Origin of the sequence: Sabulicella glaciei (assembly GCF_026183895.1) — a bacterium.
Lineage (GTDB): Bacteria > Pseudomonadota > Alphaproteobacteria > Acetobacterales > Acetobacteraceae > Roseococcus > Roseococcus glaciei.
The window spans coordinates 980,065-1,004,420 of record NZ_JAPFQI010000001.1 but is presented as its reverse complement, the minus strand read 5'-3'; the positions used below and the strand labels follow the sequence as shown (position 1 = coordinate 1,004,420).

Here is a 24,356-nt window from a genome sequence, read left to right as displayed (position 1 = left end):
GGGATTAGCGGCTGGGCGGGCAGTTGCCAAACGGGGCGGCCCGCGCCATCACCCGCCCGCCAAGAGAAGGATGCTCGGGATGACGCCAGGAATCCGCCCCCTGATCGCCGGGAACTGGAAGATGCACGGCTCGCTGGCCGAGGCCTCCCGTCTCGCGGAGGAGTTGAAGGGTGGCGCTTCGGGCGCCGATCTCCTGGTCTGCCCGCCCTTCCTGCACATCCAGGCCGTCGTTTCCGCCGTCCAAGGCTCCGCCGTCGCAGTGGGCGGGCAGGATTGCCACGCGGCGGCCAAGGGCGCCCATACCGGCGATGTCAGTGCCGCCATGCTGCGCGATGCCGGGGCGACCCACGTCATCCTGGGCCACAGCGAGCGCCGGGCCGATCATGGCGAGACGGATGCGGGCGTGCGCGCCAAGACAGAGGCAGCGCTCGCCGTCGGGCTGACCCCCATCGTCTGCGTCGGCGAGACGGAGGCCCAGCGCTTGGCCGGCGAGGCAGAGCGGGTGGTCGAGACGCAGCTCTCCGGCTCGCTCCCCGATGGATTCGCCGAGGCGGGCGGCGTCGTGGCCTATGAGCCGGTCTGGGCCATCGGCACCGGCCGCACCCCCACGGAGGATGACATCGCCGCCATCCACGGCGCGATGCGCAGGGTGCTGGTGGGCCGTTTCGGCAAGGCAGCCGAGGGAACGCGCCTGCTGTATGGCGGCTCGGTGAAGCCGGGCAATGCGGCGGCGATCCTGGCATTGCCGCATGTGGATGGGGCGCTGGTGGGCGGGGCCAGCCTGGTCGCGGCGGATTTCCTGGCCATCGCGAAGGCGGCGGGCTGAGGCACGGCTTCCGGTCGAGGTGCGCTTGGTCTAGAAGCCCGGCACCATGACCACCGTCCTCCTTGTCCTGTTCCTGCTCGTCACCCTGGCGCTGATCGGCGTGATCCTGATCCAGCGCTCGGAGGGGGGTGGGCTCGGCATCGGCTCCTCCCAGGGGATGGGCGGGCTGATGTCGGGGCGTGGGACGGCGAACCTGCTGACGCGCACCACCGCCGTCCTGGGCACGATGTTCTTCGCCCTCGCCCTGGTGCTGGCCCTGCTGGACCGTGGCACGGGCGCGCGCCGCTCCATCCTGGACACGCCGCCGCCCGCGGCGCCGGCCACCGCCCCCGCCATCCCGGCGATGCCGGCCGTCCCGACCAACTGAGGCGCCCTTAAGGGGTTCTTACCCTTTCCCTGCGATGGAATCCCTGGTCACGGGAGCCATCGCGGTGAATGAGAGCTTTCCTCCCGAATTGCTGGACCGGTATCGGCCCGATTGGGTCATCGGCCGCAGCCGCTCCTCGATCGTCTGGGCGGTCACGGAGCGCGCCGGCAACCGGCCCCTCGCGCTCAAGCAGCTTTCCCTCAGCGTCATGGCCCATGTCTGGCCTCGCCACCCACACCTCGTCACCGTGGTGGATCAGCCGCGCTGGGACATGCCGGCCATGGAAAGGTTGCGTGCCCTGCCGCTGCGCGACTGGGCGTCGCCCGGCGAGGTCATGGCGCCGGCGGCCGCGATCGCCCTGCTTCTGCCCCTGTTCCGGGCGCTGCGCTGCCTGCATGTCTCTGGGGTGGCGCATGGCGGCCTGCATGGCGGCAACGTGCTGGTGCGCGGCCCGGCCGACCCCGTGCTGCTGGAGCCGGAAACCGGGCGCGTCCCGGTCCTCGGCGCCGCGCCCGAGATCCTGTGCGGCGAGGCGCCGCACCCCGGTGCCGATATCTGGGCGGCAGGCGTGCTCGCCTATCTGTTGCTCACCGGCCAGCCGCCCTGGGCCGGCGCGCCCGAGGCGATGCGCGAGCGGGTGCTGGAGGAGCCGATGGTCCCACCCCGTTCCTTCAACGACGCGATCCCCGAGTCGCTCTCCCAATGGCTGCTGCGCTGCCTCGCCCGTTCTGCCGCACGCCGCTTCGCCGATGCGGAGGAGGCGCTGGCCGCGCTTGAGGCAGTGCTGCGGGAGGAACCTGCCATGATCGGGACGAGCCCACGGGTTGCGTCGGGGAAGGGGTGACTTCCGACCCGGCTTCGGGGTAGGACGGGCTCCCATGGCGCGGTTCGTATTCATCACCGGCGGCGTGGTCTCTTCCCTCGGAAAAGGCATCGCGGCGGCTTCCCTCGGGGCCCTCTTGCAGGCGCGCGGCTATCGCGTGCGCATCCGCAAGCTCGACCCTTATCTCAACGTGGATCCGGGGACGATGTCCCCCTACCAGCATGGCGAGGTCTTCGTGACCGATGACGGGGCTGAAACCGACCTCGACCTCGGCCACTACGAGCGCTTCACCGGCGAGCACGCGACGCGGGCCGACAACTGGACCACGGGACGCCTTTACTCGGAGGTGATCGCGAAGGAGCGCCGCGGCGACTACCTCGGCGCGACAGTGCAGGTCATCCCGCACATCACGGACGCCATCAAGGAAGCGGTCCAGGCCGACACCGACACCTATGACTTCGTGCTGGTCGAGATCGGCGGGACCGTGGGCGACATCGAGTCGCTGCCCTTCCTGGAAGCGATCCGCCAGCTGGCAAACGAGCTGGGCCCGCAACGCAGCTTGTTCGTCCACCTGACTCTGGTGCCCTATATCCCCTCGGCCGGAGAGCTGAAGACCAAGCCGACGCAGCACTCCGTGAAGGAGTTGCTGGGCGTCGGCATCCAGCCGCAGATCCTGCTGTGCCGCTGCGACCGCCCGATTCCGGAGAATGAGCGGCGCAAGATCGCTCTGTTCTGCAACGTCCGGCCCGAGAGCGTGATCCCGGCCTATGACGCGCGCTCGATCTACGAGGTCCCGCTTTCCTACCACCGCGAGGGGCTGGACCGCGAAGTGCTGCGCCACTTCAACCTGAGCATCTACGGCGAGCCCGACATGCGCCCCTGGCAGCGCGTGGTCGAGCGCATCACCAACCCGGAGGGGGAGGTGACCATCGCCGTGGTCGGCAAGTACACGGGGCTGCTGGACGCCTACAAGTCGCTGAACGAGGCGCTCGCCCACGGTGGCATCGCCCACAACACCCGCGTCAGGCTCGACTGGGTGGACAGCGAGATCTTCGAGCGCGGCGAGGAAGAGGTGCTGACCCGCCTGCAGGGCGTGCACGGCATCCTCGTCCCTGGCGGCTTCGGCGAGCGTGGCACGCTGGGCAAGATCGAGGCGGTGCGCTTCGCGCGGGAGCGGAAGATCCCCTTCCTCGGCATCTGCTTCGGCATGCAGATGGCGGTGATCGAGGCGTCGCGAAACCTGTTGGGCCTGGAGAAGGCATCCTCGACCGAGTTCGGCCCGACCGAGGAGCCGGTGGTCGGCCTGATGACCGAGTGGGTGCGCGGCAACCAGCGGGAAAGCCGCACGGCCAGCGGCGACCTGGGCGGCACGATGCGGGTCGGCGTGTATCCGGCGCAGCTTTCCACCGATTCGCTGGTGGCGAGCGTCTATGGCAGCGACCGTATCGAGGAGCGGCACCGCCACCGCTACGAGGTGAACGTCGCCTATCGCGACAAGCTGGAAGGCTGCGGGCTTCGCTTCTCCGGCATGTCGCCCGACGGCGTGCTGCCGGAGATCGTGGAGTATCCGGACCATCCCTGGTTCATCGGCGTGCAGTTCCACCCGGAACTGAAGTCCAAGCCCTTCCAGCCGCATCCGCTCTTCGCCGGCTTCGTGGGCGCGGCGGTGAAGCAGGCGCGGCTGGTCTGAGGGCCTAGCGCACGCCGCGGTCCGGGACCGCGGCGCAGGTGGCAGCGGCGAGAAGCAGCCCCGCCACCCACCAGTATTGCCAGACGCCGTAGGAGAGCATCGCCACCACCAGCCCGGCGGCGAGGCATCCCGCCGCGGCTGGGTCGCGCGACGCGCGCCCCAGCTCCACCAGCAGCCACGCGCCGAGCAGGCCGCCCACCGCGCCGAGTTCCAGCCAAAGCTGGAGCGCGGCATTGTGCGGATGCAGCGGCAGCAATTGAGCGTTCGCCCAATAGGGTCCGGACACGCCGAAGCGCGCGAGCATCCCGGCATCCGGCGCGCCGGTGCCGCCGGGAATGGCGCGCGACGCTTCCATGCCCCAGCCGATCAGCGGCGAATCCATGACACGGGCGGTGACGAAATCCCAGATCAGGAGGCGGTGCGCGGCGGAGAAGGGAAGTTCGCCCACCTCGATCCCGCTTCCCAGCACGAAGCGCGCCAGGAAGGGCGCGGCCAGCACGAAGCCGGCCCCTGCCAAACCGATCAGCAGCCCGGTGACGCGCGGCACGAACGCCGCCAGGAGGACGGCGGCGACCGCGGCGAGCGAGGCGAGCTTCGCCGCTTCCCCAGGCAGCAGGAAGGACACGGCCACCATTCCCGCCGCGAGCAGCGCCCGCAGCGGCAGCGGAACGGAGGGATTCGCGAAGGCGAGGGGGGCCAACAGGGCCATCCCGGCCATGGCGTTCTTCAGCCCGAAGGCCAGCTGCGCCGGCGCTTCCGGTAGGCCCCGCACCGCCGCGCGCACAGCGTTGCCGGTGGCATCGTCCAGCGCCGCGATCGCCAGCCCCACGGCCAGCCCGCCCGCTGCCCAGAACCCGATGCGCCGCGAGGGCGAGGCGAGCAGCGCCGCCCCGGCCATCGCCCCGAGCCCCGTCATGACCGCGAGGCGCAGGCTGGTATCCAGGGCACGCCCGGGCTCCGGCGACCAAAGCGCCGACGCCGCCCCCCAGGCAAGAAGGGCGAGCAGCGGCCAGGCGGGGCGCGGCAGCTGCGAGGGGCGCCAGCCCTCGCGCCACGCCACCAGCACCGTCCCGGCGAGGCCGAGCAGGGCCAGCGGCGCCATGGCGCGCGATTGGAGAACGAGCGCGAGCGGCAGCAGCGCGAGCGCCGCCGCCACCGGAAGGGTTGCGCCGATCAAACCGCGGCGAGGCTCTCGCGACGCAGCTGGACCTGAAGCTCATCCAGCGCACGGCCGAAGCGGTCGAGCATGTCGTGGATCTCCGCCTCGGTGATGATGAGCGGCGGCGAGAAGGCGATGCCGTCGCCGGGCAGGAAGCGCATGATCAACCCGTGCGATTCCGCGATCTTGGACAGGCGCGGGGCGATCTTGCGCGCGGGGTCGAAGTTGCGGCGCGCCGCCTTGTCCTCGACCAGCTCGACGGCGGCGATCAGGCCGCGCCCGCGCACCTCGCCGACCAGCGGGTGGTCGCCGAAGCGCTGCCGCAGCCCGTCCTGCAGGGCGGGCGCGACGGACTGGACATGCGCGACGAGGTTCATCTCGTCGTAGATCTTCAGTGTCTCGACCGCCACGGCGGCCGGGACGGGGTGGCCGGAATAGGTGAAGCCATGGCCGAAGGTGCCGACGCTCTCGGAGCCATCGGCAAGGCCCTCGAAGACGCGCTCATTCACCATGACGGCGGAGATGGGCAGGAAGGAGGAGGAAAGCGCCTTGGCGCAGGTCAGGATGTCCGGCTGGATGCCGAAGGCCTGCGAGCCCCAGTACTCGCCGGTGCGGCCGAAGCCGCAGATTACCTCATCCGCGACGAACAGCACGTCATGGCGGCGCAGCACCTCCTGCACCTTTTCGAAATAGGTGGCGGGGGGAACGATCACCCCGCCCGCGCCCATGATCGGCTCGGCGAAAAAGGCGGCGACGGTGTCCGGTCCCTCACGCAGGATCACCTCTTCCAGCTCGTCCGCGAGGCACGTGGCGAAATCCTCCTCGGACTCGCCCTCGTTCGCGCCGTGGTAGTGGTGCGGCGTCGAGACGTGGTGGATGCCGGCGATCGGCAGGTCGAACAGCTTGTGGTTCGCCGGCAGCCCGGTGAGCGAGGCCGCGGCGAGGGTGACGCCGTGATACCCCTTGATGCGGGCGATGATCTTCTTCTTCTGCGGCCGTCCGGTCGCGTTGTTGAAGTACCAGATCATCTTGATGGCGCTGTCATTCGCCTCGCTGCCCGAGTTGGCGAAGAACACCTTGGACATGGGCGCGGGCGCGCGCTCCAGCAGCATCTCGGCCAGCTCGATCTGCGGTTCGTGCGAGCGGCCGGTGAAGCCGTGATAGAAGGGAAGCTGGCGCATCTGGCGCGTCGCCGCCTCCACCAGCCTCTCGTTGGAGAAGCCGAGCGAGGCGCACCAAAGCCCCGCCACCGTCTCGATGTAGGAGTTGCCCTGCTCGTCGAAGACGCGCACCCCCTCGCCGCGCGTGATCACCAGCGGCCCGTTCTTCTGGTGGGCGCGGCCATCCGTGTAGGGATGCAGCACGCTGGCGATGTCGCGGACGGCGTTGCTGTTGCGGGGAGGGGTCATGTCGCGTCTCCTGATCCGCCCATCCTAGCTGGCCGGGCGGAACGAGGAAGGGCATAACGTCGCGATGGACCAGATCGTGCCGCATGCTTCCCATTGGGGCTTCTTCGACGCGGTGGTGCGCGACGGCGTTTTCGTTGAGGCGCGGCCCTTCGCGCGCGACCCGATGCCGGCGCGCCTCGTCGCCGCGACGCCCGCCACGGTGCACAGCGCGACGCGGGTGGACCAGCCCTATATCCGCAAGGGCTGGCTACAAGGCCGGCGCGCCGGCCATGCGCGGGGCGGCGACCCCTTCGTGCCGGTCTCCTGGGACCGCGTCACCCGCATCCTGGCCGAGGAAGTGGCGCAAACCCGCGCCGAGCACGGGGACAACGCCATCTTCGGCGGTTCCTATGGCTGGGCCTCGGCTGGGCGTTTCCACCACGCCAAGACGCAGCTTCAGCGCTACCTTGCCCTGGGGGGCGGCTTCACCAACAGCGTGAACGCCTATTCCTACGCCACCGCCCAGGCCCTGCTGCCGCACGTGCTGGGCGACGTGGAGGTGCTGCTCGGCCGCATGACCGACTGGTCCGCGATCGCGCGCCATGCCCGTTTCATGCTCTGCCTCGGCGGCCTGGCCGAGAAGAATGGCCAAGTCACGAGCGGCGCGGCGGCGCAGACCTACGTGCCCAACATGCGCGCGGCGGCCGAGGCTGGGGTGCGCTTCGTCAACGTCTCGCCCTTCCGGGGCGACACGATGGAGGCGATCGGCGCCGAATGGGTGCCCATCCGGCCCGGCACCGACACGGCGCTGCTCTTGGCGATGATCCGCCACATCATGGACCGGGGCCTGGAGGATCGCGGCTTCCTCGCCACCCATGTCACGGGGTGGGACCGCTTCGCCGCGACGCTGGGCGGCCGCACGCCGGAATGGGCGGAGGGCATCACGGGCATCCCGGCCGCCACGATCCGCCGCCTTGCCGAGGAATGCGCCGGCCAGCCCACCATGCTGACCGCTGCCTGGAGCCTCCAGCGCGCCGACCATGGCGAGCAGCCCTACTGGACCCTGGTCGCGCTCGCCTCGGCCCTCGGGAGCATCGGCAAGCCGGGGCAGGGGGTCGGGTTCGGCTACGGCTCCTCCGGCGGCATCGGCAACCCGCGCCGGGCCCTGCCGAGCGTTTCCATGACCGCGACGCCCAATCCGGTGCGCGACTTCATCCCCGTGGGCCGCATCACGGAGCTGCTGGAGAACCCGGGGGGCACCATGGCCTATAATGGCCTGAATCTCGCCCTGCCGGAGATCCGCATCGTCTGGTGGGCGGGGGGCAATCCCTTCCACCATCACCAGGACTTGAACCGCCTCCTCCGCGCCTGGTCCCGTGCCGAGACAGTCGTGGTGCAGGAGCCGTGGTGGACCGGCGTGGCCCGCCATGCCGACATTGTGCTGCCCGCGACCACGACGCTGGAGCGCAACGACATCGCCTCCACCTCGCGGGACCGCTTCGTGCGCGCCATGCACCGCGCCATCGCGCCGCTGGGCCAAGCGCGCAACGACCACGACATCCTGGCCGACCTCGCCGACGCCAGCGGGTTCCGCGACCGCTTCACCGAGCAGCGGGACGAGGGGGCGTGGCTGCGCTTCCTGTACGGGCGCTGGGTCAGCGCCTGCGCGAAGTTCGGCTTCGAAGCACCTGATTTTGAAAGTTTCTGGGCCGAGGGACACGTGGAGATGCCCCTGCCAGCACACGGCGAGGAATACACGCAGTTCGCCGAGTTCCGCGCCGATCCGGAGGCCAGCCCGCTCGACACGCCTTCGGGCAAGGTGGAGATCTTCTCCGAGGCGATCGCGGCGATGGGCCTGCCCGACTGCCCCGGCACGCCCAGCTGGATCCCGCCGCGCGAGTCCCTGCTGACCGCCGCGCCGGACGAACTCCACCTTCTCTCGTTTCAGCCGGCGACGCGGCTCCATTCCCAGCTCGACCCAGGTCCAATCGCCGCCGCCGACAAGATCCAGGGGCGCGAGCCGATCCTGCTCTGCGCCGAGGATGCCCGGGCACGCGGCCTCGCCGAGGGGCAGGTGGTGCGGGTGTGGAACGGGCGCGGCGCCTGCCTGGCAGGGCTGCGCATCATCGAGGGACTTACGCCCGCCGTGGCGCTGATGGCGACCGGCGCTTGGTTCGACCCGCTGGAGCCCGGGGTGCCCGGCTCGCTTTGCGTCCATGGCAACCCGAACGTGCTGACCGCGGATGTCGGAACCTCGCGCATGGGGCAGGGGCCATCGGCGCAATCCTGCCTGGTGCGCGTGGAACCCTGGCGGGAGGCGCTGCCGCCGGTGCGCGCCCATGTCCCGCCGCCCATCGAGGAGACCGTTTGATGCGACGCCGGACCCTTCTGGCCGCCCCCGCGCTTCTGGCCTCCGCCGCGGCCCTCGCGCAGGTCGGCCCGCCCGTGCAGCAGGATGACGTGGTCGCGCCCGGCTGGCGCCGCGACATCCTGATCCGATGGGGCGACCGCGTCACCTTCGATGCCCCGCCCTTCGACCCGCGCCGCCTGACACCGGACGGCGCCTCGGCCCAGTTCGGGTGGGACGCGCGCATCGCCGCGCTGGTCGTGCCGCCCGCCTCGGCCGACGGGGTGCAACGCCTCGTCCTCGCCGTGGCGCATCCGACGGTGGACCCACGCATGGCCTTCCCCGGCGGCACGGACCGGCCGGATGTGGCGGCGATGATGCAGGGCGCCAGCCTCCTGAACCTGGAGCGCCAGGGTGGCCGCTGGATCGTGGCCGAGGGCGGCTTCCAGGCGCGCCGCGTTTCCGCCACGACTCTGTGCCGCGGGCCGGGCGGCGCGGTGCGGGGCGTCCTTGCCGTCTCGGGCGGCGCGGCGACGCCCTGGAACTCGCTGCTGCTGACAGAGGGGGATGCGACACCCTGGCTGCAGCGCCTCGGCGGGCTGAACCCCGGCCAGTATGGATGGCTGGTGGAACTTGATCCGCTCGACCCCCAGAGCATTCCCGTGAAGCGGGCAGCGCCCGGGCGCTTCGCCAAGGCGGATTGCGCCGCTGCCGTGACGCGCGACGGCCGCGCCGCCGTCTTCATGGCCGAGGCGGGGGAGGCGGGCTACCTGTTCCGCTTCCTGTCCACCGGCCCTGCTTCGGCGGACGACGCGCTCGATTCCGGCACGCTCTTCGTCGCGCGGAGCGAGGGCGGGCGGCTGGGCTGGGCGCCGCTGCCCGGCACCGGCGAGGCGCTGGCCGAGGCGCGGAGCGCGGGCGGCACCCCCTTCAGCGGGATTGCCGCCCTGTCCTGGGACACGCCGCGCTCGCGCCTCCTGATCGCGGGGCAGGACGGCGTCGCCGAGTGGCGCGGCGACCCGGCGGCGGAAGCGGGCTTCCTGGCCCCGCTCGCGCGGCTTCTCAACGCCTCCGCCGTTGCCGCCACGCCGCGCGGCGAGGTGCTGGCTGGCACCGATACGCAGGGCCGCGTCGGACCGGCGGCAGAAACCTTGTTCCTGGACGGGCGCCCGCTCTACGGCGCGCCGCGCGCGGCGGGCATCGGCGGCGTGGCGGTGACGCCCGATGGCGGCACGGTGCTGACGGTGGTCCGGCGCCCCGGCGCGGAGCCCGGCGCGTCCTTCGACCGGCCCGCGACGCGCTGGCCGGAGTTCCAGCCCGGCGTCCCGCCCCGCACCGCGCTGGTGACGCTGACGCGGTAAGCTAGCTGGGAAGCGCCACTTCAAGGGCCAGTAGGCGGAAGCTGTTGGTCTTGCCGTGGCCGTCGAGGTTGAGCGAGCCGTTCACGCCCCCCTCTAGCGCATCCTCCACGATGAAGTTGAAGGCGTGGAGCAGGGGCAGGTCGTAGCGCCGGCAGGACGTGGCACCGCGATGGCGGAACAGCGCCAGCACCCGCTCCTCCGTCACCTGCTCGGCGAGGAGGGAGTAGTGCGCCGGATCGTAGGGGATCAGCGACAGGTTCAGCCGGTTGCCTTTGTCCCCCGCCCGTGAATGGGCGATGTCGTAGAGCGGGACGCCCGTCATCGCAGCATCTCCTTGGCAGTGCGGATGGCGACGCGCGTCGGCACGCGTTCGCGCAGGATGAGATGGGAGCGGGTGAGGATGCGCGGCGTGACCCGCCACCGCGCGCCGCCCGTCCCGGCAGGACCGCAGCACAGCATGGCCAGCACCTCGCGCGCCGCCTGGTCGGCATCGTCGCGGCTCGCTGATTCGACCGCGAGGCGCACGCGGACCTCCGGCGCGTCGCACTCGGCATCGCGCCACAGCGCCCCGCCATCGCTGTCATGCACGCTGGCAAGGCCGATCAGGTCCACCCGCGCCTTGACCTTGAGGCCGCGCATCCGCAGCCGCTCCAGCAGCACGTCGGCCATGGCGCGGGCGCGGCCGGCAGCATTCGGGCCGGCGACGCTCACCTCGCCCTCGCCGAGCCAGGAGCCCTCGAAGCTGGCCGTGACCTTGAGCGTCTCAGGGCGCGGATGGCCGCGCAGTCCCCGCAGGGCGACGCGGTCCTTCCCCGCCTGCTCCAGCGTGCAGCCGGTGATGTCCAGCACCACGTCGGGGGTGATGTATTCCGCCGGGTCGTGCAACTCGTAGAGGAGCTGTTCCTTGATCGTGCGGAAATCCACGACGCCGCCCGTCCCCGCCGGCTTGGTGATGACAAGCTCGCCTTCCGCCGTCACCTCGGCGATGGGGAAGCCGAGATTGGCGGGATCGGGCACGTCCTTGCGGCCGGGGTCCCAGAACACGCCTCCTGTCACCTGGGATCCGCATTCCAGAAGATGGCCCGCCGCCGCACCGATGGCGAGCCGGTCCCAATCCTCCACGCCCCAGCCGAAATGATGCGCGAGCGGCGCGATGGCCAGGGCCGGATCGCTGGTGCGGCCCGCCACGATGACCTGCGCGCCCTCGCGCAGCGCCTCGACCAGCGGCTCCGCGCCGATATAGGCGTTGGCGGCGACGAGGCGCCAATCGCCCATGTCCAGGCCGGCATCGGCGTCGTGCACCGGCAGCTGGCCGTTCGCGACCTGGCCCGTCACGTCGTCTCCCTCGACCACGGCGATGCGGAGGTCGGGCAGGCCAAGCTCCATCGCCACCCGGGCCACGGCGCGCCCCCCCGCGGGCGGGTTGGCGGCGCCCCAGTTGCCGAGCAGCGGGATCGCATGCTCCGCCGCGTCGCGCAGGATGGGGCGGACGAGGCGCTCCAGCATCGGCTCGTAGCCGAGTTCCCCGTCGCGGCGCTTTTCCAGATGCGCCAGGGCGACGGTGCGCTCGCCCAGCGTCTCGAAGAACAGGGCGGCGGGGGTGCCACCGGCCACGAGGTCGCGCATGACGGGGATGGGCGCGTCCACCCGGTCCCCCGAAAAGCCGGAGCCATTGCCAAGGCGGAACATCAGCCGAGAACCCTCCCGACGGCGCGTTTCCAGTCGCCATGCCGCTCGCGCGCCTCGTCGCGCGACATGGTGGGGGAGAAGCGGCGTTCCAGCTTCCAATGCGTCGCCGGCGCCTCGGGACCGGGCAGGAGCCCGGCCTGGTGCCCGGCCAACCAGGCGGCGCCGAGTGCGGTGGTTTCCGCCACCACCGGCCGGTCCACCGGCGCGCCGAGCAGATGGGCCAGGAATTGCATGGTCCAGTCGCTTGCGGTCATGCCGCCATCCACGCGCAGCACGCAGTCGCCCATGGCGGGCCAGTCGGCGCGCATGGCGTCCAGCAGGTCGGCCGTCTGGAAGGCGACGGATTCCAGAGCGGCGCGGCAGATCTCGGCGCGGGTGGTGCCGCGCGTCATTCCCAGCAGCGCGGCCCGCGCCCCCGCGTCCCAGTGCGGTGCGCCGAGGCCGGTGAAGGCCGGGACGAGGTGGACGCGCTGCGCCGGGTCGGCCTTGGCGGCCCATTCCCCCGCTTCTCGCGCATGGGCGATGATGCCAAGCCCGTCGCGCAGCCACTGCACCGTCGCCCCGGCCGAGAAGATGGAGCCCTCCAGCGCGTAGGCCCGCACGCCGCCCAACTGCCAGGCGATCGTGGTGAGAAGCCGGTGCTTCGAGGCGACGGGCTCTTCGCCAGTAACAAGCAGGGCGAAGCAGCCCGTGCCGTAGGTGGACTTCACCATGCCCGGCGCGAAGCAAGCCTGGCCGATCGTCGCTGCCTGCTGGTCGCCCGCCATGCCGCGGATCGCCACCTCGCCGCCCAGGAGGCGCGTGGTGCCGAACTCCGCCGCGCAATCCCGGATTTCCGGCAGGCAGGCGCGGGGGATGCGGAACAGGGCGAGCATTTCCTCGTCCCAGTCGCCACGGCGGATGTCCATGAGCAGGGTGCGCGCGGCGTTGGTGGCGTCGGTGGTGTGGACGCGGCCCTCGGTCAGGCGATGCAGCAGGAAGCAATCCACCGTGCCGAAGCAAAGCGCCCCGCGCTCCGCCGCCGCGCGGGCGCCGGGGGTGTTGTCCAGCAGCCAGCCGAGCTTGGTGGCCGAGAAATACGGGTCGAGCAGCAGTCCGGTCCGCGCCGAGACGAGTGCTTCTTCGCTGCGGAGCCGGTCGCAGGTTTCGGCGGTGCGGCGATCCTGCCAGACGATCGCGCGGCCAATGGGCCGGCCCGTGTCCCGCTCCCACAGCAGCGTCGTTTCGCGCTGGTTGGTGATGCCGAGCCCGGCGACCTGCCGCGGCTCCAGCCCGGCCTTTGCCATGGCCTCGCGCAGCACCCGCAGGGAATGTACTTCGATGTCGCCCGCGTCGTGCTCGACCCAGCCCGGACGCGGGAAATGCTGCGGCAGCTCGACCTGGGCCGTGGCGAGGGGTTTGAGCCCGGCGCCGAAAGCGATGGCGCGGGTGGAGGTGGTGCCCTGGTCGAGGGCGAGGATCGCCTGCATGTGCCTGTGCTTCCTGCCCCTTTGACGCGGTGCCCCGTGCTGCCGGATGATGGCTTGAATCAAGGAAGACCGGAATGCCCGTCCCCAATCGTCTCGCCGACCTCCAGCCCGAAATGGCCGAATGGCGCCAGGACATCCACGCGCACCCCGAGCTTGGCTACGAGGAACAGCGGACGAGCGACCTCGTCGCCGCCAAGCTGGCGGAGTGGGGCATCGAGGTGCATCGCGGCCTGGGCGTGACCGGCCTCGTCGGCGTGCTGCGGAACGGCGATTCGGGCCGCTCGGTCGGGCTGCGGGCCGACATGGACTGCCTGCCGATGAACGACGAGTCGGGCGCGCCCTACGCCTCCACCGTGCCCGGCAAGGCGCATGCCTGCGGCCATGACGGCCACACCACCATGCTGCTCGGCGCCGCCAAGTATCTTGCGGAGACCCGGAACTTCGACGGGACGGTGCATTTCATCTTCCAGCCGGCCGAGGAAGGGGGTGCCGGAGCGCGCGCCATGATTCAGGACGGGCTGTTCGGCCGCTTCCCATGCGACAAGGTGTTCGGCGTCCACAACGACCCCAACCTGAAGCTGGGCGAGGCGGCGGTGGTGTCCGGTCCGGTGCTGGCGGCCTCCGACCGGGTGAACATCTTCATCAAGGGCATTGGCGGCCACGCCGCGCGGCCGCACCAGGCGGTGGACCCCATCGTGGTCGGGGCGCAGATCGTCGTGGCCATGCAGGCCATCGTGGCGCGGCGCGTGGACCCGCTCGACTCCGCCGTCATCTCGCTATGCCAGTTCCACGCGGGCAGCGCCTCCAACGTCATCCCGGAAACGGCAGAGATCCGCGGCACGGTCCGCACCCTGCGTCCCGGCACGCAGGACGAGATGGAGCGGCTGATCACCCAGACCGCCAAGGCGATCGGGGCGCTGAACGACGCCGAGGTGACGGTGGAATACGTCCGCGGCTACCCGCCCACCGTGAATGACGAGGCCGAGACGGAGCGCGCCGCCCTCGCCGCCGCCAAGGTGGTGGGTCAGGAGCGCGTGATCCGCAAGCGCCCGCCCAACATGGGCGGCGAGGACTTCTCCTTCATGCTGCTGGAGCGGCCGGGTTGCTTCGTGAAGCTCGGCCAGGATGACGGTGCCAGGGGCGGCGTCGCGCTGCACAACCCGAAATACGACTTCAACGACGCGCTCCTGCCCATTGGCGCCGGCTTCTTCGCCGCGCTGGTGGAGCAGGAATTGCCGCGCGGCTGACGCGCGGATGCAGCAAGGCACCGGCTTCTTCGGCCGCATCGGCACCAGGGCGGCGATCGTCCTGCTGCTGATGCTCGCCGTGCTGGCCTTCCTGGCCGGCAGCGCGCTGGTGCTGCTGCATCGCCAAGGCGCGATCATCGAGCGGATGGGCGTGCATGACCGCGCCGCCATCGCGGCGGTGGACGACTTTTCCAACGACGTGGCGGATTTCGCGCAGGGCTTCGCGGCGGTGCTGGCCGGCGCCCTTCCGCCCACCGTCACCGCGCCGCGCATGAAGCGCAACGCGGACGGCATCCTCGAAAGCTACGAGACGCTGGCGAACCTGCTCGGAAACCGGCTGGACCGCGTCGTGGCGGAGGGTGCGCGGGACATGGCGCTGCGTATGCGCGAACTGGGCGACCGGGTCGCCGACGCCTTCGCGCGGCGCGCCCGTGCCGAATGGGGACCGCTGCAGGAGGAATGGCTGGACGTGGTGGTCGCCTTCAACCGGCTTGCCACCGATGCGCGGCGCATCTCGAAGCAGGACGCGGATGAAAGCCTCGTGGAGGCGAACAGGCTGCGCGAGCAGGGCCAGCGCGCGACGCTCCTCGGGGTGCTGATGGGGCTGGTGGGGCTCGGCCTCGTCTGGGTCGTGCTCGTCGTGATGACGGTGAAGCCCCTTGGCGGCGTCGCCTCCTCCATGCGCCACCTTGCGGCCGGCGATGCCGAAGTGGATATCCCCGGGACCGACCGGAAGGACCAGGTGGGCGAGATGGCGCGGGCCGTTGCGGTGTTCCGCGCCAACCTTGCGGAAACGCGCCGGCTGATGGACCAGGCGCTGGAAGGGTCGCGGCGCACCGCCATCGTCACCACCCAGGCGAGCCAGGCGATCGGCCAGGTGAGCGAGGGCAGCCTGACCCAGCTTTCGGAGCTGCGGCAGGTATCGGACGCGCTGTCCCACACCTCGCAGGCGGTGAGCGACGTGGGACGCTCCACCCAAACCGCGCGCGACACGGCCTCCGAGGCGCGGCGCCTGCTCCAAGCCTCGCTGGAGAAGGTGCGGCTGCTGGTGGAAACCGTGGATGCCGTGGGCGAGGACACAGAGCGCGTGACGCGCATCGCCGCCACCATCGGCAAGATCGCCACCCAGACCAACATCCTCGCCATCAATGCCGCGATCGAGGCCGCCCGTGCAGGCGAGCACGGGCGCGGCCTCGCCGTGGTGGCGGAGGAGGTGCGGCAGCTCGCCGCCTCGACCGAGGCGCTGGCTCAGGAGATCGCCGAGGTGGTGCTCCAGGCCGGGCGCCGCACGCGCGAGGGGGCAGGGGCGGCCGCCGCGGTGGGCGCCAGCATGGATGATTTCGAGCGGCTGACGGAGGAAACGGCGCGCCTCGCCGCCTCCATCGCCGTTGCCATGGAACAGCAGCAGACCACCATCGCCAGCCTCGATGAGCGGGTCGCCACGCTGACCCGCATCGGCCAGGGCAATGCCACGGCCGCCGAGGAGATCACCGTCACCATGATCGACCTGTCGCGACTCGCCGCGGAATCACGCGCGGCGGTGGAGAACATGGCCGCGGGCCGCGCATGAACCCTTCCTTCCTGGTCGTCGACGACAGTTCCTTCAACCGGCTGCTGCTCAAGCGCCGCCTCGCCGAACTCGGCTATGGCGAACCCGAGATGGCGACCAACGGCGTCGAGGCACTGGAGGCGATCGGCCGGCGGCGCTTCGACGTGGTTCTGCTGGATCTAGAGATGCCGGAGCTGGATGGCATCGGCGTGCTGGAACGGCTGCGCGGCACGCGCGACGCGCCGCCGGTCATCGTCATCTCCGCCCAGACCGAGATGTCGGGCGTGATCCGCTGCATCGAGCTGGGCGCCGAGGACTACCTGCCCAAGAGCTTCGACCCGCCGCTGCTGCGGGCGCGGCTGCAGGCGGTGCTGGAAAAGAAGGCGCTGCGCGACCTCGCCGACCAGCGTCTCCGGGCGCTGGAGGCGGAGCTGGAGAGCGCGCGCCGCGCGCAGCTTTCCATCGTTCCGCGCGACTTTGTCGCGCTGGAGCGGCCCGGCTTCGCGGTCCATGCCCATATGGAGCCAGCGCGGGAGGTGGGCGGGGATCTGTACGACCTGCTGTCCATCGGCGCGGACCACATGCTGTTCGTGGTGGCCGACGTGGCAGGAAAGGGAGCGCCGGCGGGGCTGACGATGGCGCGCTCCTTCGGGTTGATCCGCGCCGCCGCCCGGACCTCGCCCGGCGTGCCGGATCCGGCGGTGCTGCTCGCCCTCGCGAATGATGACCTGGCGGCAGACAACGAGGACATGACCTTCGTCACCGCCGCGCTGGGCGTGGTGGATCGGCGCAACGGCAAGGGACGCATCTGCGTCGCGGGGCACGAGGCGCCGCTGCGCCTGACGGCAGGTGGCGCGGTCGCGCTGGCAGGCTACAACGTGCAGCCGGCCCTCGGCGTGATCGAAGGCTTCGCCTACGCCTCGCAGGATTTCGCCGTACCGGAGGGCGAGGGGCTGCTGCTCCTTTCCGATGGCGTGACCGAGGCGCAGGACCCAGAGGGCGAATTGCTGGGCAAGGATGCGGTCGTCGCGTCGCTCGGCGGCACGGTCGCCCCCGACCTCGCCATCGGAAAGCTGCTGTCGGCTATCGCCACCCATGCACGCGGTGCACCGGCCGCCGACGACGTGACCATCCTGGCCTTCAGCCGCTCGTCATAGTTCGTCCGGCTCCAGCAGCAGCACCGCCTCGCCATGGCCGAGAACGCCGACGCCGCCCACCCCGGGCCGGCCGGCGATCTCGGGATGCAGTGGCTTCAGCAGCAGGTCGGTGCGCCGCCCGATCCGCGCCACGGCTAGGCCCAGCAGCCCGGCCGGGCGCCGCAGCAGCACCACGGCGGAAGGCGGCGTGGCGGGGAGGTCCAGCAATTCCTCCAATGCGCGCAGCTTCACGTCGGGCGGAACATGGCCGGGCTCCAGCACGGATTCCACGCGGTTCGCGGGCAGGGCGTAGGGGTGGCCTGCCGCCTCCACGAGCAGGACTGGCTGGATGGCCGCGTTCAGCGGCAGGTCCAGCACGAAGCCCGTGCCCTGGCCCGGCAGACTGTCCACCCGCACGGTGCCGCCGGCACGCCGGGCCGCCTCCTGCACCACGTCCAGCCCGACGCCGCGCCCCGAGACGTCGCTGACCACCTCGCGCGTCGAGAAACCGGGCAGGAAGAGCAGAGCATGCACCGCCTCGCCAACCGGATTGGCGCCGGGCGGCAGCAATCCCCGCGCACGGGCGCGGGCCAGCACGGCCGCCTCGTCCACGCCGCGCCCGTCGTCGCGCAGCACGACGCGCAGCCGCCCGGCCCGGCGCTCAGCGGTGAACAGAATGCGCGCGATTCGCGGCTTTCCGGCAGCCGCGCGCGCTTCCGGCGTCTCAACCCCATGGTCCACCGCGTTGCGCAGCAGGTGCAGCAGCGGATCCGCCAGAAGGTCGGCGAGGGAGCGGTCCAGCGTGACTTCCTCGCCCTCGGTCACCAGCTCCACCGACTTGCCCTGCGCCTCGGCGAGTTGCCGGAGCGGGCGGTGCAGGCGCTGCGCCAGATGGGCAAAGGGCACCACGCGCAGCTCCAGCACCGCCTCGTCCATCTGGCCGAGGGACAGGCGAAGCCGGCTTGCGGCGCGGTCGGCCGCGACGCGGACGGCGCGCAGCCGCTCCAGCGCGGGGGCGAGACGCGAGGCCGGGCCGGGCGGCAGACTGCGCTGAATGGCGGAAAGATCGTCCAGCGCCTGCGCAGCACCCGGGTCGGCGAGGGAGTCGGTCAGGGCGAGGGTCGCAGCGCGCAGTTCCGCCTCCAGCGCGATCACCGCGTCGATCCGGTCCTGCCGGACGCGCAGCATGGGCGGAGGGGGCGGCGCATCGGCGGGGGCAAGGTCGAGCAGCGCGACGCCCTCGGGGTCGAGTTCGGCGCGCAGCGCGGCCAGCTCGGCGGGCGGCAGGTCGCTGGTGAAGAAAATGTCGAGCGAGCCGGGCGGGCCGGCGCTGGCGAGCGATTCCCCCGCGCGCTGCAGGAAGGCCTCCGCCACTGCCTCGGCAAGGGCGAGGGCACCCAGGCGCAGCCGCCAGATGCGGCGTCCAGCCCCCATCGCGGCGGCGGCGCGACTGTGCGCGGCTTGCGGAAGGGCGGTGGCGAGCGACGAGGTGAGCGGCGGGGGAGGCGGTGCGGGCGCCGCCTCGACGGGACGGAGCACCGGTTCCAACAGCGCCTGTCGGAAATGCCCGACCGGGAGGCCACGCGCGGCCAGATCCTGGATCTGGCGGCCGAGTTCCTCCGCCCCACGGTCGCCATGGGCGTGCGCGGCATCGGCGAAGTCGCGCGCTGCCTCGCGCGCCGAGGCGCCTTCCAGCGCTGCAAGGAGCGGCGCAGGGTCGGGCCGGCCGGGCAGGGTGGCTGCGGCGCCGGCCGGAAGGCCGGTCACCGCTTCCAGCAGGGCAAGCTTGCTCCGAAGCCGACCATAGCCGCTGGGCGATCCGGCCTCGGCGAGGGCGGCAGCCAGGGCCGGAAGCCCTGCGTCGCGTGCGGCCTCGGCCAGCTGCGGCGACGGGCGGGGCATCTCCGCCGCGAGGCGCGAGGCCAGGGAAAGCCGCAGCGGGTCGCCGCCCTGCGCGACTCCGCGCGCTGGGCTTGCTGCCGGGGCGGGCGCGGCATCTCCGGCGGCAAGCCGCGCCAGCAACGCGGCGTCGGCCGGCAGGTCGCGCCCCTCGGCCAGGGCGTCGCGTGCCGCGCGCAGCGCGTCCACCGTTCCCAGCAGTGCCTTGCGAGCATCCTGGTCGAGCTGCCGCGCGCCAGACCGCGCCCGTCCCAGAACTTCCTCGGCGGCGTGGGCCAGGGCGCCCATTCCACGCGCGCCGAGGGCATTGGCCATGCCCTTCAGGCTGTGCATGGCACGAAAAAGGACGTCCACCGGGGCTTCGCCAGTCAGCCCCGCCTCGAGCGTGTCCAGGTGCTCCGCCGACTCCGCCAGGAACTCGGCGAAAAGCGGATCATCCGGGCTCATCGCGCCATCGCCCGTCGGCAGGCGGCCACGATCTCCTCGCCCGCACGGTTGGCCAAGTCCGGCGACAGCGCGCCCGAGGGCTTGGAAACGCAGCAGAAGGCGCCGCGCCGCAACGCTTCCAGCGCGGTCGGGCTGCCGGGCGGCGCGGCGGAGGAGACGACGACGACCGCGCCCGAACCGGCGAGCGCCCATTCGGCCAGGAACCCCATCCCGTCCAGCACCGGCATCTCAAGGTCGAGCAGGATGAGGTCAGGCCGTTGCTCCGCCATCAGCCGCAGCCCTTCGTGACCGTCCGCCGCCTCGCCCACCAGTTCCAGCCCGTCGGCGCCCTCCAGGATGCCGCGCAGCAGGCGCCGGATGGTGCGGCTGTCATCCACCACCAGCACGCGCGCCGGGCCGCCCCCCTCCGCTTGCGGCTCCAGGACAGCGCGCAGCGCGGGCGCGGCTCCGACCAGCGACTCAAAGGGCGCGTCGGCTTCGGGGAAGGGCGCGGCGAAGCCCATCGCATCGGCCATGGAGCGCAGCCGCGCCAGCACGCGCTGCGCCGAGGCGGCGTCCGGCGCTGCCGCCAGCGCATCGCACTCCGCGGCCCATTCGGGACGCAGCGCGGCGAGAAGCTCCTCGTCCGCGATCATCGCGCAAGTTCCTTGAGGCGCTCGCCGATCGTGGCGGGTGGCAGCACCTCGGCGGCGGGAACACGCGCGCGCGTCGCGCCGGGCATGCCGCCCACCACGGCGCTGTCGCGCGACTGCACCATCACCATGCCGCCCTGCGCCGCGATCCGCGCCGCGCCATCCGCCCCATCATCGCCCATGCCCGTCAGCACCACGGCACAGCATGGCACGGCCAGCAGCGCCGCGCTGCGAAACAGCAGGTCGGCGGAAGGATGGACCAGCCCGTCCGCGCGCAGGGCGAAGCGTAGGGCGAGATGCGCGCCCTCGCGCAGCAGCACGGCGTCCTTCGACAGCAGCATGGCCTCGCCGGAGCGAAGCGGCGCGTTATCCGTCGCGACTTGCACCGGGACGCCGGTCCGCCGCGCGAGGTGGGCGGCCAGTTCCGGTGCAAGACGTTCGGGCATGTGCTGCGCGATGACGGTGGGCAAGGGCGGCGGCCCGGAGGCGCGCAGAAGCGCCTCCAGCGCATCCGGCCCGCCGGTCGAGGCAGCGACCAGGATCAGCGACGGGCGCTGGGCAGGCACGGCCAGCACCTGTCGCGCCGGACCGCCCGCGCGGTCCCGCTGACGCGCCCAGTGCCGCAGCCGTGCGCGCAACTCACGGTCCAGGTGACCGAGGTCGAGACCGCCCAACCCCGTATCCTTGGACAGGTAGTCGCTGGCCCCGGCGGCCAGGGAAGCGAGGGCCACCGGGCTGTCCGCCGAGGTGTGCTGGCTCACCATGACAACCGCCGGCGGGTCGGGGAGCGCCATGATGCGCCGCGTCGCCTCGATGCCCGACAGCACCGGCATCTCCACGTCCATCGCCACCACGGCGGGGCGCAGGCGCTTGGCTTCGGCGATGGCGGCCTCGCCATCCGCCGCTTCGCCCACGACGCGCAGATCGCCTTCCGCCTCGATGATGCGCCGGAGCGCAAGCCGCATGAAGGCGCTGTCGTCCACGACCAGGACCGGGATCACGCCGGCCTCCCGAGTGCGGCCACGGACAGCACCGGCAGCGGCGCGGCGCCGAAGCGCGCAAGGGCGGCGATCAGCCCGCCCTGTCGAAGCGGATGGATCTCCGCCGCTGGGACGGCGCGCACACCGGCAACGGCGGAAACCAGCATCAGACGCCCCGGATGGGTGGCAAGGCGCAGCAGCGGCGCAGGCAGCCTCGTCGGCGCGCCGCCGAGGCGTGGCCCGGCATCGAGCACGGGCAGCACCTCGCCGCGATGCGCGGCGACCGAGCCGCCCGGAACGGGAGCGGGGTTGAGCGGCGGAAGGACCGCCACCACTGCCTCGACCGGAAGGGCGACGTCGCGCCCACCCGCACTGAACAGGACGAGATCGCGATTCGCCACGGGCGGCGCGAGGGCGTCCGCCGGAGCGAGCGGCGCCATGGCGAGAAGCGAGGCCGCCTCGCGGGAACCGAGCCATTCGGTGAAGTCCTCGCCGCCGGAGGGGAGGGCGGAGATGCGCCCGGCGGGAAGTGCGAAGCGGTGCCCCCCGTGCCGCAATTCGAGGAGGAGGGCGGCGTCGCGCCAGCCTCGCGCGCCCGGCAGCGCCAGCACCGGCACGGGCGCGCCATCCAGCAGGGAGACGCCCAGCATCCCGGGCGGCGAGGCGGGCAGTGGGACGGGCGCATCGAAGCCGTGGATGCGCCAAGCGAGCGAGGTGGGCACGACGAGGCCCGCCTCGGCGAGCGTCAGTTGTAGTGCCCCGATGCCGGCGCGACGCTGACTGGCGGGCGGCAGGGGAAGCGGTTCGGCGAATTCACGCGTGGGCCGCTCGGGCAAGGCCTGGCGCGGCACGGGCACGGCGATCCCGTCCACGAAGGCGAAGGCGCCGCCGCCGGGAAGGGGGATCGCTTCAGGCATTGCGGCGCCACAGCATCTCGCCGAGCGGCGCAAGGCCGGCGGGGCGCTGGTCGGTGGGACCAAGGCCGAGCACGCCGCCCGGCCGCAGCGCGCCCGTCAGGCGGCCAATGACCTCCGCTCTCGCCTTCTCATGCAGGTAGATCAGCACGTTGCGGCAGAAGACCACGTCGAAGCGGCCCGGCAAGGCGTCGCGCAGATTGGCGCGATGGAAACGCGTGACGGCGCGCAGGGCAGGATGCGGGCGCGGCCGCCCGCCTTCGTCGGCCAACAGTGGCAGCACGTCGGGCGGAACCAAGGCAAGCGGGTCGCCCAGCCCGGCCCCCGCCTTCCCTGCTCGTGCCGCGTCCAGCGCTGGCCGGCACATGTCGAGGCCCAGCACCTCGACCGTTGTGCCGGGTGGCATGTGTCGCATGGCCAGGGCCGCGAGGCTCCATGCCTCCTCGCCGCTGGCGCAGCCCGCGGAAAGCAAGCGGAGGGCGCGGCCCTCGCTGCGCGCCGTCGTACCCAGCCCGGGCAGCAGTGTGGCCAGCGTGGTGAACTGCCCCGGCAGCCGGAACAACCGCGTTTCGCCCACGCTCACGGCGTCGAGCAGCGCGGCCCAGTCGGGGTCGTCGAAATCGGGCGGCGTCCGGGCACAGCGCGTCGCAAGTTCCGGCGCGCGGGCCAGCCGCCCGGCCAGCACGGGTGAAGCGGCCAGCCCGGCGAGGCTGGCCAGTCCCGCAAGAAGCTCCGGATTCAGGCCGCGGCAGCCTCGGCCCGCGTGCCGAAGGCGGGAATGATCTTGTCGAAGCCGCTGATCTCGAACACCTCGCGCACCGGGGGCTGCAGCCCGACCACAGCGAAGGGGACCTGGCCCTCCTTGGCCTGCTTGGCGGCCTTCAGCAGGACGCGCAGCCCGGCCGATGAAACGTAGCGCACCCCAGACAGGTCGGCGATCAGGCCGCCCTGCTTCAGCATCTCGGTCAGCTTCGCCTCGGTCATCGCGGCGGTGGCGGTGTCCAGGCGCCCGTCCAGCACGGCGACGGCGCGGCCGGCTTCCTGGGCTTCGGTGATGTCCATGACTTGTCTCTCCAGCGAGTGGGCGGAATCTACCCTCCAAGGGGAAGGGTGCAAGTGAGGCGGTTGAGTCCGCCTTCGCGCGCATAGACGGCATCGCGTGTCATCGTGCGGACGAGGTGAATGCCCAGCCCACCGGGGTCGCGCTCCTCCAGCGGGGCCGCCGTGTCGGGCGCCGTGTGCGCGAGGGGGTCGTAATCCGGCCCGTCATCGGTCAGAGAAAGCCGGACCCCTTCCGCCTGCAGGGTCGCGCCGAACTCGAAGTAGCTCGCGCCGGTCGCATGGTTCGCCACATTGGCCGCGACCTCCTCCGCGACGAGGGCGAGGCGCATCGCCACCGGCATGGGCAGGCCCGCTTCCTCGGACCAGGAATCCAGCGCTTCCTGAAGGGCGGTGACGCTGTCGAGCGTCGGCGGGAGGCGGAGACGGAACGGGCTCATCGTTCCCCGCAAGCTGGCCCGCCACGCGCCGCGCCGCAAGCGTGACGCCCCGCGCCGGGCAGGGTGAGGGTCGCGCCGGCATCGGGGGATGCGGGGCATAGTTCGTGACGAAGCGATGACAGATCGCCGCCGCATTCTCTGGCCGGCGCCCTGATCCTTGCCACGCTGCTGCAGGGTGGGTTTGGTCTTTTCGCGCTTTGGCGGGCCCACGGGCCGAGGCCGCGGAGGCGGCGCGGCTGGAACACGCCGTGGCCGGGCTGGATGCGGTGCGCGGGGCGCAGGCGGGGTTCGGCCGCCAGGTCCAGGAATGGAAGAACATGCTCCTGCGCGGCCCGGACCCAGCGGCATTGGCGACGCACCGCGCCGGATTCGAGATTGCGTTTGGCGCGGTGCGGGAAAGCCTCGCCGCAGCGGATGCCAGCGGCATCGCACCCAGCGGGCTGCTCGCGCGGCTCGGCCGCGACCATCACGATTTGCGGGCCCGCCACGAGGAAGCACTGGGCGGAGACCGATCGGGCGCGGATGCGGCGCTGCAGGCCGGCGACCGGGAACCGCAGCGCTGTCTCGGTGAGGCGGCGCTGATGTCACGCTCCTCGGCCGCGGAGGTCATGGCCGATGCGGTGCGGGCGCGGCTCGACCAGCTGGGAGAGTTGCGCGAGGCCGTCGCCGACTTCGTCGACACGGGCAGGGCAGCCCCGGAGAAAGCCGCGCCGATGGCCGAGGCGCTGCACCTCCTGCTGGAGGAGCTGCGCGACGTGCGCGACCCCGCCGCACGGCGTTGGCTGTCCGAGCTGGCCGGCGACCGCGGCGAGATGATGCGCGACCTCCGCACCCGCGCCGCCAGCAGCCGCAACGAGGCGGTGTTCCGCCTCACGGCCGCCTTCGAGCGTGCGGTCTGGCTCATCCGCCGTCTGGCGCTGGCCGAGGCATAAGG

Annotated in this window: 22 protein-coding genes; 10 read left to right on the top strand and 12 right to left on the bottom strand. The window is 72.0% G+C overall.

What is annotated here, in order from left to right:
* Positions 1–91 precede the first annotated feature (91 nt).
* The 4 genes from tpiA to OF850_RS04655 all read left to right on the top strand — a co-directional run bounded on the left by tpiA (position 92) and on the right by OF850_RS04655 (position 3,706).
* Entirely contained in the window at positions 92–826 is a 735-nt protein-coding gene (tpiA, locus tag OF850_RS04670) for a triose-phosphate isomerase (protein ID WP_301588862.1), read from the top strand.
* A gap of 46 nt (positions 827–872) precedes the next feature.
* Positions 873–1,193, top strand: coding sequence for a preprotein translocase subunit SecG (secG, locus tag OF850_RS04665; protein ID WP_301588687.1), 321 nt, complete (start codon positions 873–875; stop codon positions 1,191–1,193).
* 64 nt (positions 1,194–1,257) lie between these two features.
* The gene (locus OF850_RS04660) at positions 1,258–2,037 is read left to right on the top strand and encodes a serine/threonine protein kinase (RefSeq protein ID WP_301588685.1); all 780 of its coding nucleotides are present in this window, start codon (positions 1,258–1,260) and stop codon (positions 2,035–2,037) included.
* Positions 2,038–2,071: 34 nt separating this feature from the next.
* Positions 2,072–3,706, top strand: coding sequence for a CTP synthase (locus OF850_RS04655; RefSeq protein ID WP_301588683.1), 1,635 nt, complete (start codon positions 2,072–2,074; stop codon positions 3,704–3,706).
* Positions 3,707–3,710: 4 nt separating this feature from the next.
* Here OF850_RS04655 and OF850_RS04650 read toward each other — a convergent pair whose 3' ends face one another.
* Positions 3,711–4,862, bottom strand: a complete 1,152-nt coding sequence (locus OF850_RS04650) for a hypothetical protein (RefSeq protein WP_301588681.1) — start codon at positions 4,860–4,862, stop codon at positions 3,711–3,713.
* 17 nt (positions 4,863–4,879) lie between these two features.
* Entirely contained in the window at positions 4,880–6,274 is a 1,395-nt protein-coding gene (locus OF850_RS04645; protein WP_301588679.1) for an aspartate aminotransferase family protein, read from the bottom strand.
* Between the two features lie 64 nt (positions 6,275–6,338).
* Here OF850_RS04645 and OF850_RS04640 point away from each other — a divergent pair, with 64 nt between their 5' ends.
* Together OF850_RS04640 and OF850_RS04635 are read left to right on the top strand one after the other, a co-directional pair.
* Positions 6,339–8,624 (top strand): molybdopterin-dependent oxidoreductase, encoded by a 2,286-nt coding sequence (locus tag OF850_RS04640; protein WP_301588677.1) that lies wholly within the window; start codon positions 6,339–6,341, stop codon positions 8,622–8,624.
* Positions 8,624–9,961, top strand: coding sequence for an alkaline phosphatase PhoX (locus OF850_RS04635; RefSeq protein WP_301588675.1), 1,338 nt, complete (start codon positions 8,624–8,626; stop codon positions 9,959–9,961). Before OF850_RS04640 ends, OF850_RS04635 begins: the two co-directional genes overlap by 1 nt.
* 1 nt (position 9,962) lies before the next feature.
* Here the strand turns inward: OF850_RS04635 and OF850_RS04630 are convergent, their stop codons facing one another.
* The 3 genes from OF850_RS04630 to glpK are packed head-to-tail and all read right to left on the bottom strand — an operon-like array spanning position 9,963 to position 13,119.
* Positions 9,963–10,283, bottom strand: a complete 321-nt coding sequence (locus tag OF850_RS04630) for an AtuA-related protein (protein ID WP_301588673.1) — start codon at positions 10,281–10,283, stop codon at positions 9,963–9,965.
* Positions 10,280–11,650, bottom strand: coding sequence for an acyclic terpene utilization AtuA family protein (locus OF850_RS04625; RefSeq protein ID WP_301588672.1), 1,371 nt, complete (start codon positions 11,648–11,650; stop codon positions 10,280–10,282). The genes OF850_RS04630 and OF850_RS04625 overlap by 4 nt, the downstream gene beginning before the upstream one ends.
* Positions 11,650–13,119 (bottom strand): glycerol kinase GlpK, encoded by a 1,470-nt coding sequence (glpK, locus tag OF850_RS04620; RefSeq protein WP_301588671.1) that lies wholly within the window; start codon positions 13,117–13,119, stop codon positions 11,650–11,652. The genes OF850_RS04625 and glpK overlap by 1 nt, the downstream gene beginning before the upstream one ends.
* Before the next feature lie 74 nt (positions 13,120–13,193).
* On the opposite strand from glpK, the gene OF850_RS04615 reads away from it, so the two are divergent.
* Genes OF850_RS04615 through OF850_RS04605 form a run of 3 tightly spaced genes read left to right on the top strand, consistent with a single transcriptional unit; the run spans position 13,194 to position 17,072 of the window.
* Entirely contained in the window at positions 13,194–14,366 is a 1,173-nt protein-coding gene (locus OF850_RS04615) for a M20 aminoacylase family protein (protein WP_301588670.1), read from the top strand.
* A gap of 7 nt (positions 14,367–14,373) precedes the next feature.
* Positions 14,374–15,936 (top strand): methyl-accepting chemotaxis protein, encoded by a 1,563-nt coding sequence (locus OF850_RS04610; protein WP_301588669.1) that lies wholly within the window; start codon positions 14,374–14,376, stop codon positions 15,934–15,936.
* A complete protein-coding gene (locus tag OF850_RS04605) occupies positions 15,933–17,072 on the top strand; it encodes a PP2C family protein-serine/threonine phosphatase (protein WP_301588667.1) in 1,140 nt (379 codons plus the stop codon). Before OF850_RS04610 ends, OF850_RS04605 begins: the two co-directional genes overlap by 4 nt.
* Here OF850_RS04605 and OF850_RS04600 read toward each other — a convergent pair.
* Genes OF850_RS04600 through OF850_RS04570 form a run of 7 tightly spaced genes read right to left on the bottom strand, consistent with a single transcriptional unit; the run spans position 17,067 to position 23,422 of the window.
* The gene (locus tag OF850_RS04600) at positions 17,067–19,397 is read right to left on the bottom strand and encodes an Hpt domain-containing protein (RefSeq protein WP_301588665.1); all 2,331 of its coding nucleotides are present in this window, start codon (positions 19,395–19,397) and stop codon (positions 17,067–17,069) included. The two genes, OF850_RS04605 and OF850_RS04600, sit on opposite strands and share 6 nt — an antisense overlap.
* Positions 19,394–20,032, bottom strand: coding sequence for a response regulator (locus tag OF850_RS04595; protein WP_301588664.1), 639 nt, complete (start codon positions 20,030–20,032; stop codon positions 19,394–19,396). Before OF850_RS04595 ends, OF850_RS04600 begins: the two co-directional genes overlap by 4 nt.
* Positions 20,029–21,030 (bottom strand): chemotaxis protein CheB, encoded by a 1,002-nt coding sequence (locus tag OF850_RS04590; RefSeq protein ID WP_301588663.1) that lies wholly within the window; start codon positions 21,028–21,030, stop codon positions 20,029–20,031. Before OF850_RS04590 ends, OF850_RS04595 begins: the two co-directional genes overlap by 4 nt.
* On the bottom strand, positions 21,027–21,926 hold the full coding sequence (locus OF850_RS04585; RefSeq protein WP_301588662.1) for a chemotaxis protein CheW: 900 nt from the start codon (positions 21,924–21,926) through the stop codon (positions 21,027–21,029). Before OF850_RS04585 ends, OF850_RS04590 begins: the two co-directional genes overlap by 4 nt.
* Positions 21,919–22,608 (bottom strand): CheR family methyltransferase, encoded by a 690-nt coding sequence (locus OF850_RS04580; RefSeq protein ID WP_301588661.1) that lies wholly within the window; start codon positions 22,606–22,608, stop codon positions 21,919–21,921. The genes OF850_RS04585 and OF850_RS04580 overlap by 8 nt, the downstream gene beginning before the upstream one ends.
* Positions 22,609–22,661: 53 nt before the next feature.
* Positions 22,662–22,985, bottom strand: a complete 324-nt coding sequence (locus OF850_RS04575; protein WP_301588660.1) for an STAS domain-containing protein — start codon at positions 22,983–22,985, stop codon at positions 22,662–22,664.
* A gap of 29 nt (positions 22,986–23,014) precedes the next feature.
* Entirely contained in the window at positions 23,015–23,422 is a 408-nt protein-coding gene (locus tag OF850_RS04570) for an ATP-binding protein (protein ID WP_301588659.1), read from the bottom strand.
* Between the two features lie 197 nt (positions 23,423–23,619).
* Here OF850_RS04570 and OF850_RS04565 point away from each other — a divergent pair, with 197 nt between their 5' ends.
* Entirely contained in the window at positions 23,620–24,354 is a 735-nt protein-coding gene (locus OF850_RS04565) for a hypothetical protein (protein ID WP_301588657.1), read from the top strand.
* Positions 24,355–24,356: the final 2 nt, after the last annotated feature.

Coding starts and splice junctions, on each gene's coding strand:
- secG (WP_301588687.1), top strand. CDS start 873: ATGACCACCGTCCTCCTTGTCCTGTTCCTGCTCGTCACCCTGGCGCTG.
- OF850_RS04655 (WP_301588683.1), top strand. CDS start 2,072: ATGGCGCGGTTCGTATTCATCACCGGCGGCGTGGTCTCTTCCCTCGGA.
- OF850_RS04645 (WP_301588679.1), bottom strand. CDS start 6,274: ATGACCCCTCCCCGCAACAGCAACGCCGTCCGCGACATCGCCAGCGTG.
- OF850_RS04640 (WP_301588677.1), top strand. CDS start 6,339: ATGGACCAGATCGTGCCGCATGCTTCCCATTGGGGCTTCTTCGACGCG.
- OF850_RS04635 (WP_301588675.1), top strand. CDS start 8,624: ATGCGACGCCGGACCCTTCTGGCCGCCCCCGCGCTTCTGGCCTCCGCC.
- OF850_RS04630 (WP_301588673.1), bottom strand. CDS start 10,283: ATGACGGGCGTCCCGCTCTACGACATCGCCCATTCACGGGCGGGGGAC.
- OF850_RS04625 (WP_301588672.1), bottom strand. CDS start 11,650: ATGTTCCGCCTTGGCAATGGCTCCGGCTTTTCGGGGGACCGGGTGGAC.
- glpK (WP_301588671.1), bottom strand. CDS start 13,119: ATGCAGGCGATCCTCGCCCTCGACCAGGGCACCACCTCCACCCGCGCC.
- OF850_RS04615 (WP_301588670.1), top strand. CDS start 13,194: ATGCCCGTCCCCAATCGTCTCGCCGACCTCCAGCCCGAAATGGCCGAA.
- OF850_RS04610 (WP_301588669.1), top strand. CDS start 14,374: ATGCAGCAAGGCACCGGCTTCTTCGGCCGCATCGGCACCAGGGCGGCG.
- OF850_RS04605 (WP_301588667.1), top strand. CDS start 15,933: ATGAACCCTTCCTTCCTGGTCGTCGACGACAGTTCCTTCAACCGGCTG.
- OF850_RS04600 (WP_301588665.1), bottom strand. CDS start 19,397: ATGAGCCCGGATGATCCGCTTTTCGCCGAGTTCCTGGCGGAGTCGGCG.
- OF850_RS04595 (WP_301588664.1), bottom strand. CDS start 20,032: ATGATCGCGGACGAGGAGCTTCTCGCCGCGCTGCGTCCCGAATGGGCC.
- OF850_RS04585 (WP_301588662.1), bottom strand. CDS start 21,926: ATGCCTGAAGCGATCCCCCTTCCCGGCGGCGGCGCCTTCGCCTTCGTG.
- OF850_RS04575 (WP_301588660.1), bottom strand. CDS start 22,985: ATGGACATCACCGAAGCCCAGGAAGCCGGCCGCGCCGTCGCCGTGCTG.
- OF850_RS04570 (WP_301588659.1), bottom strand. CDS start 23,422: ATGAGCCCGTTCCGTCTCCGCCTCCCGCCGACGCTCGACAGCGTCACC.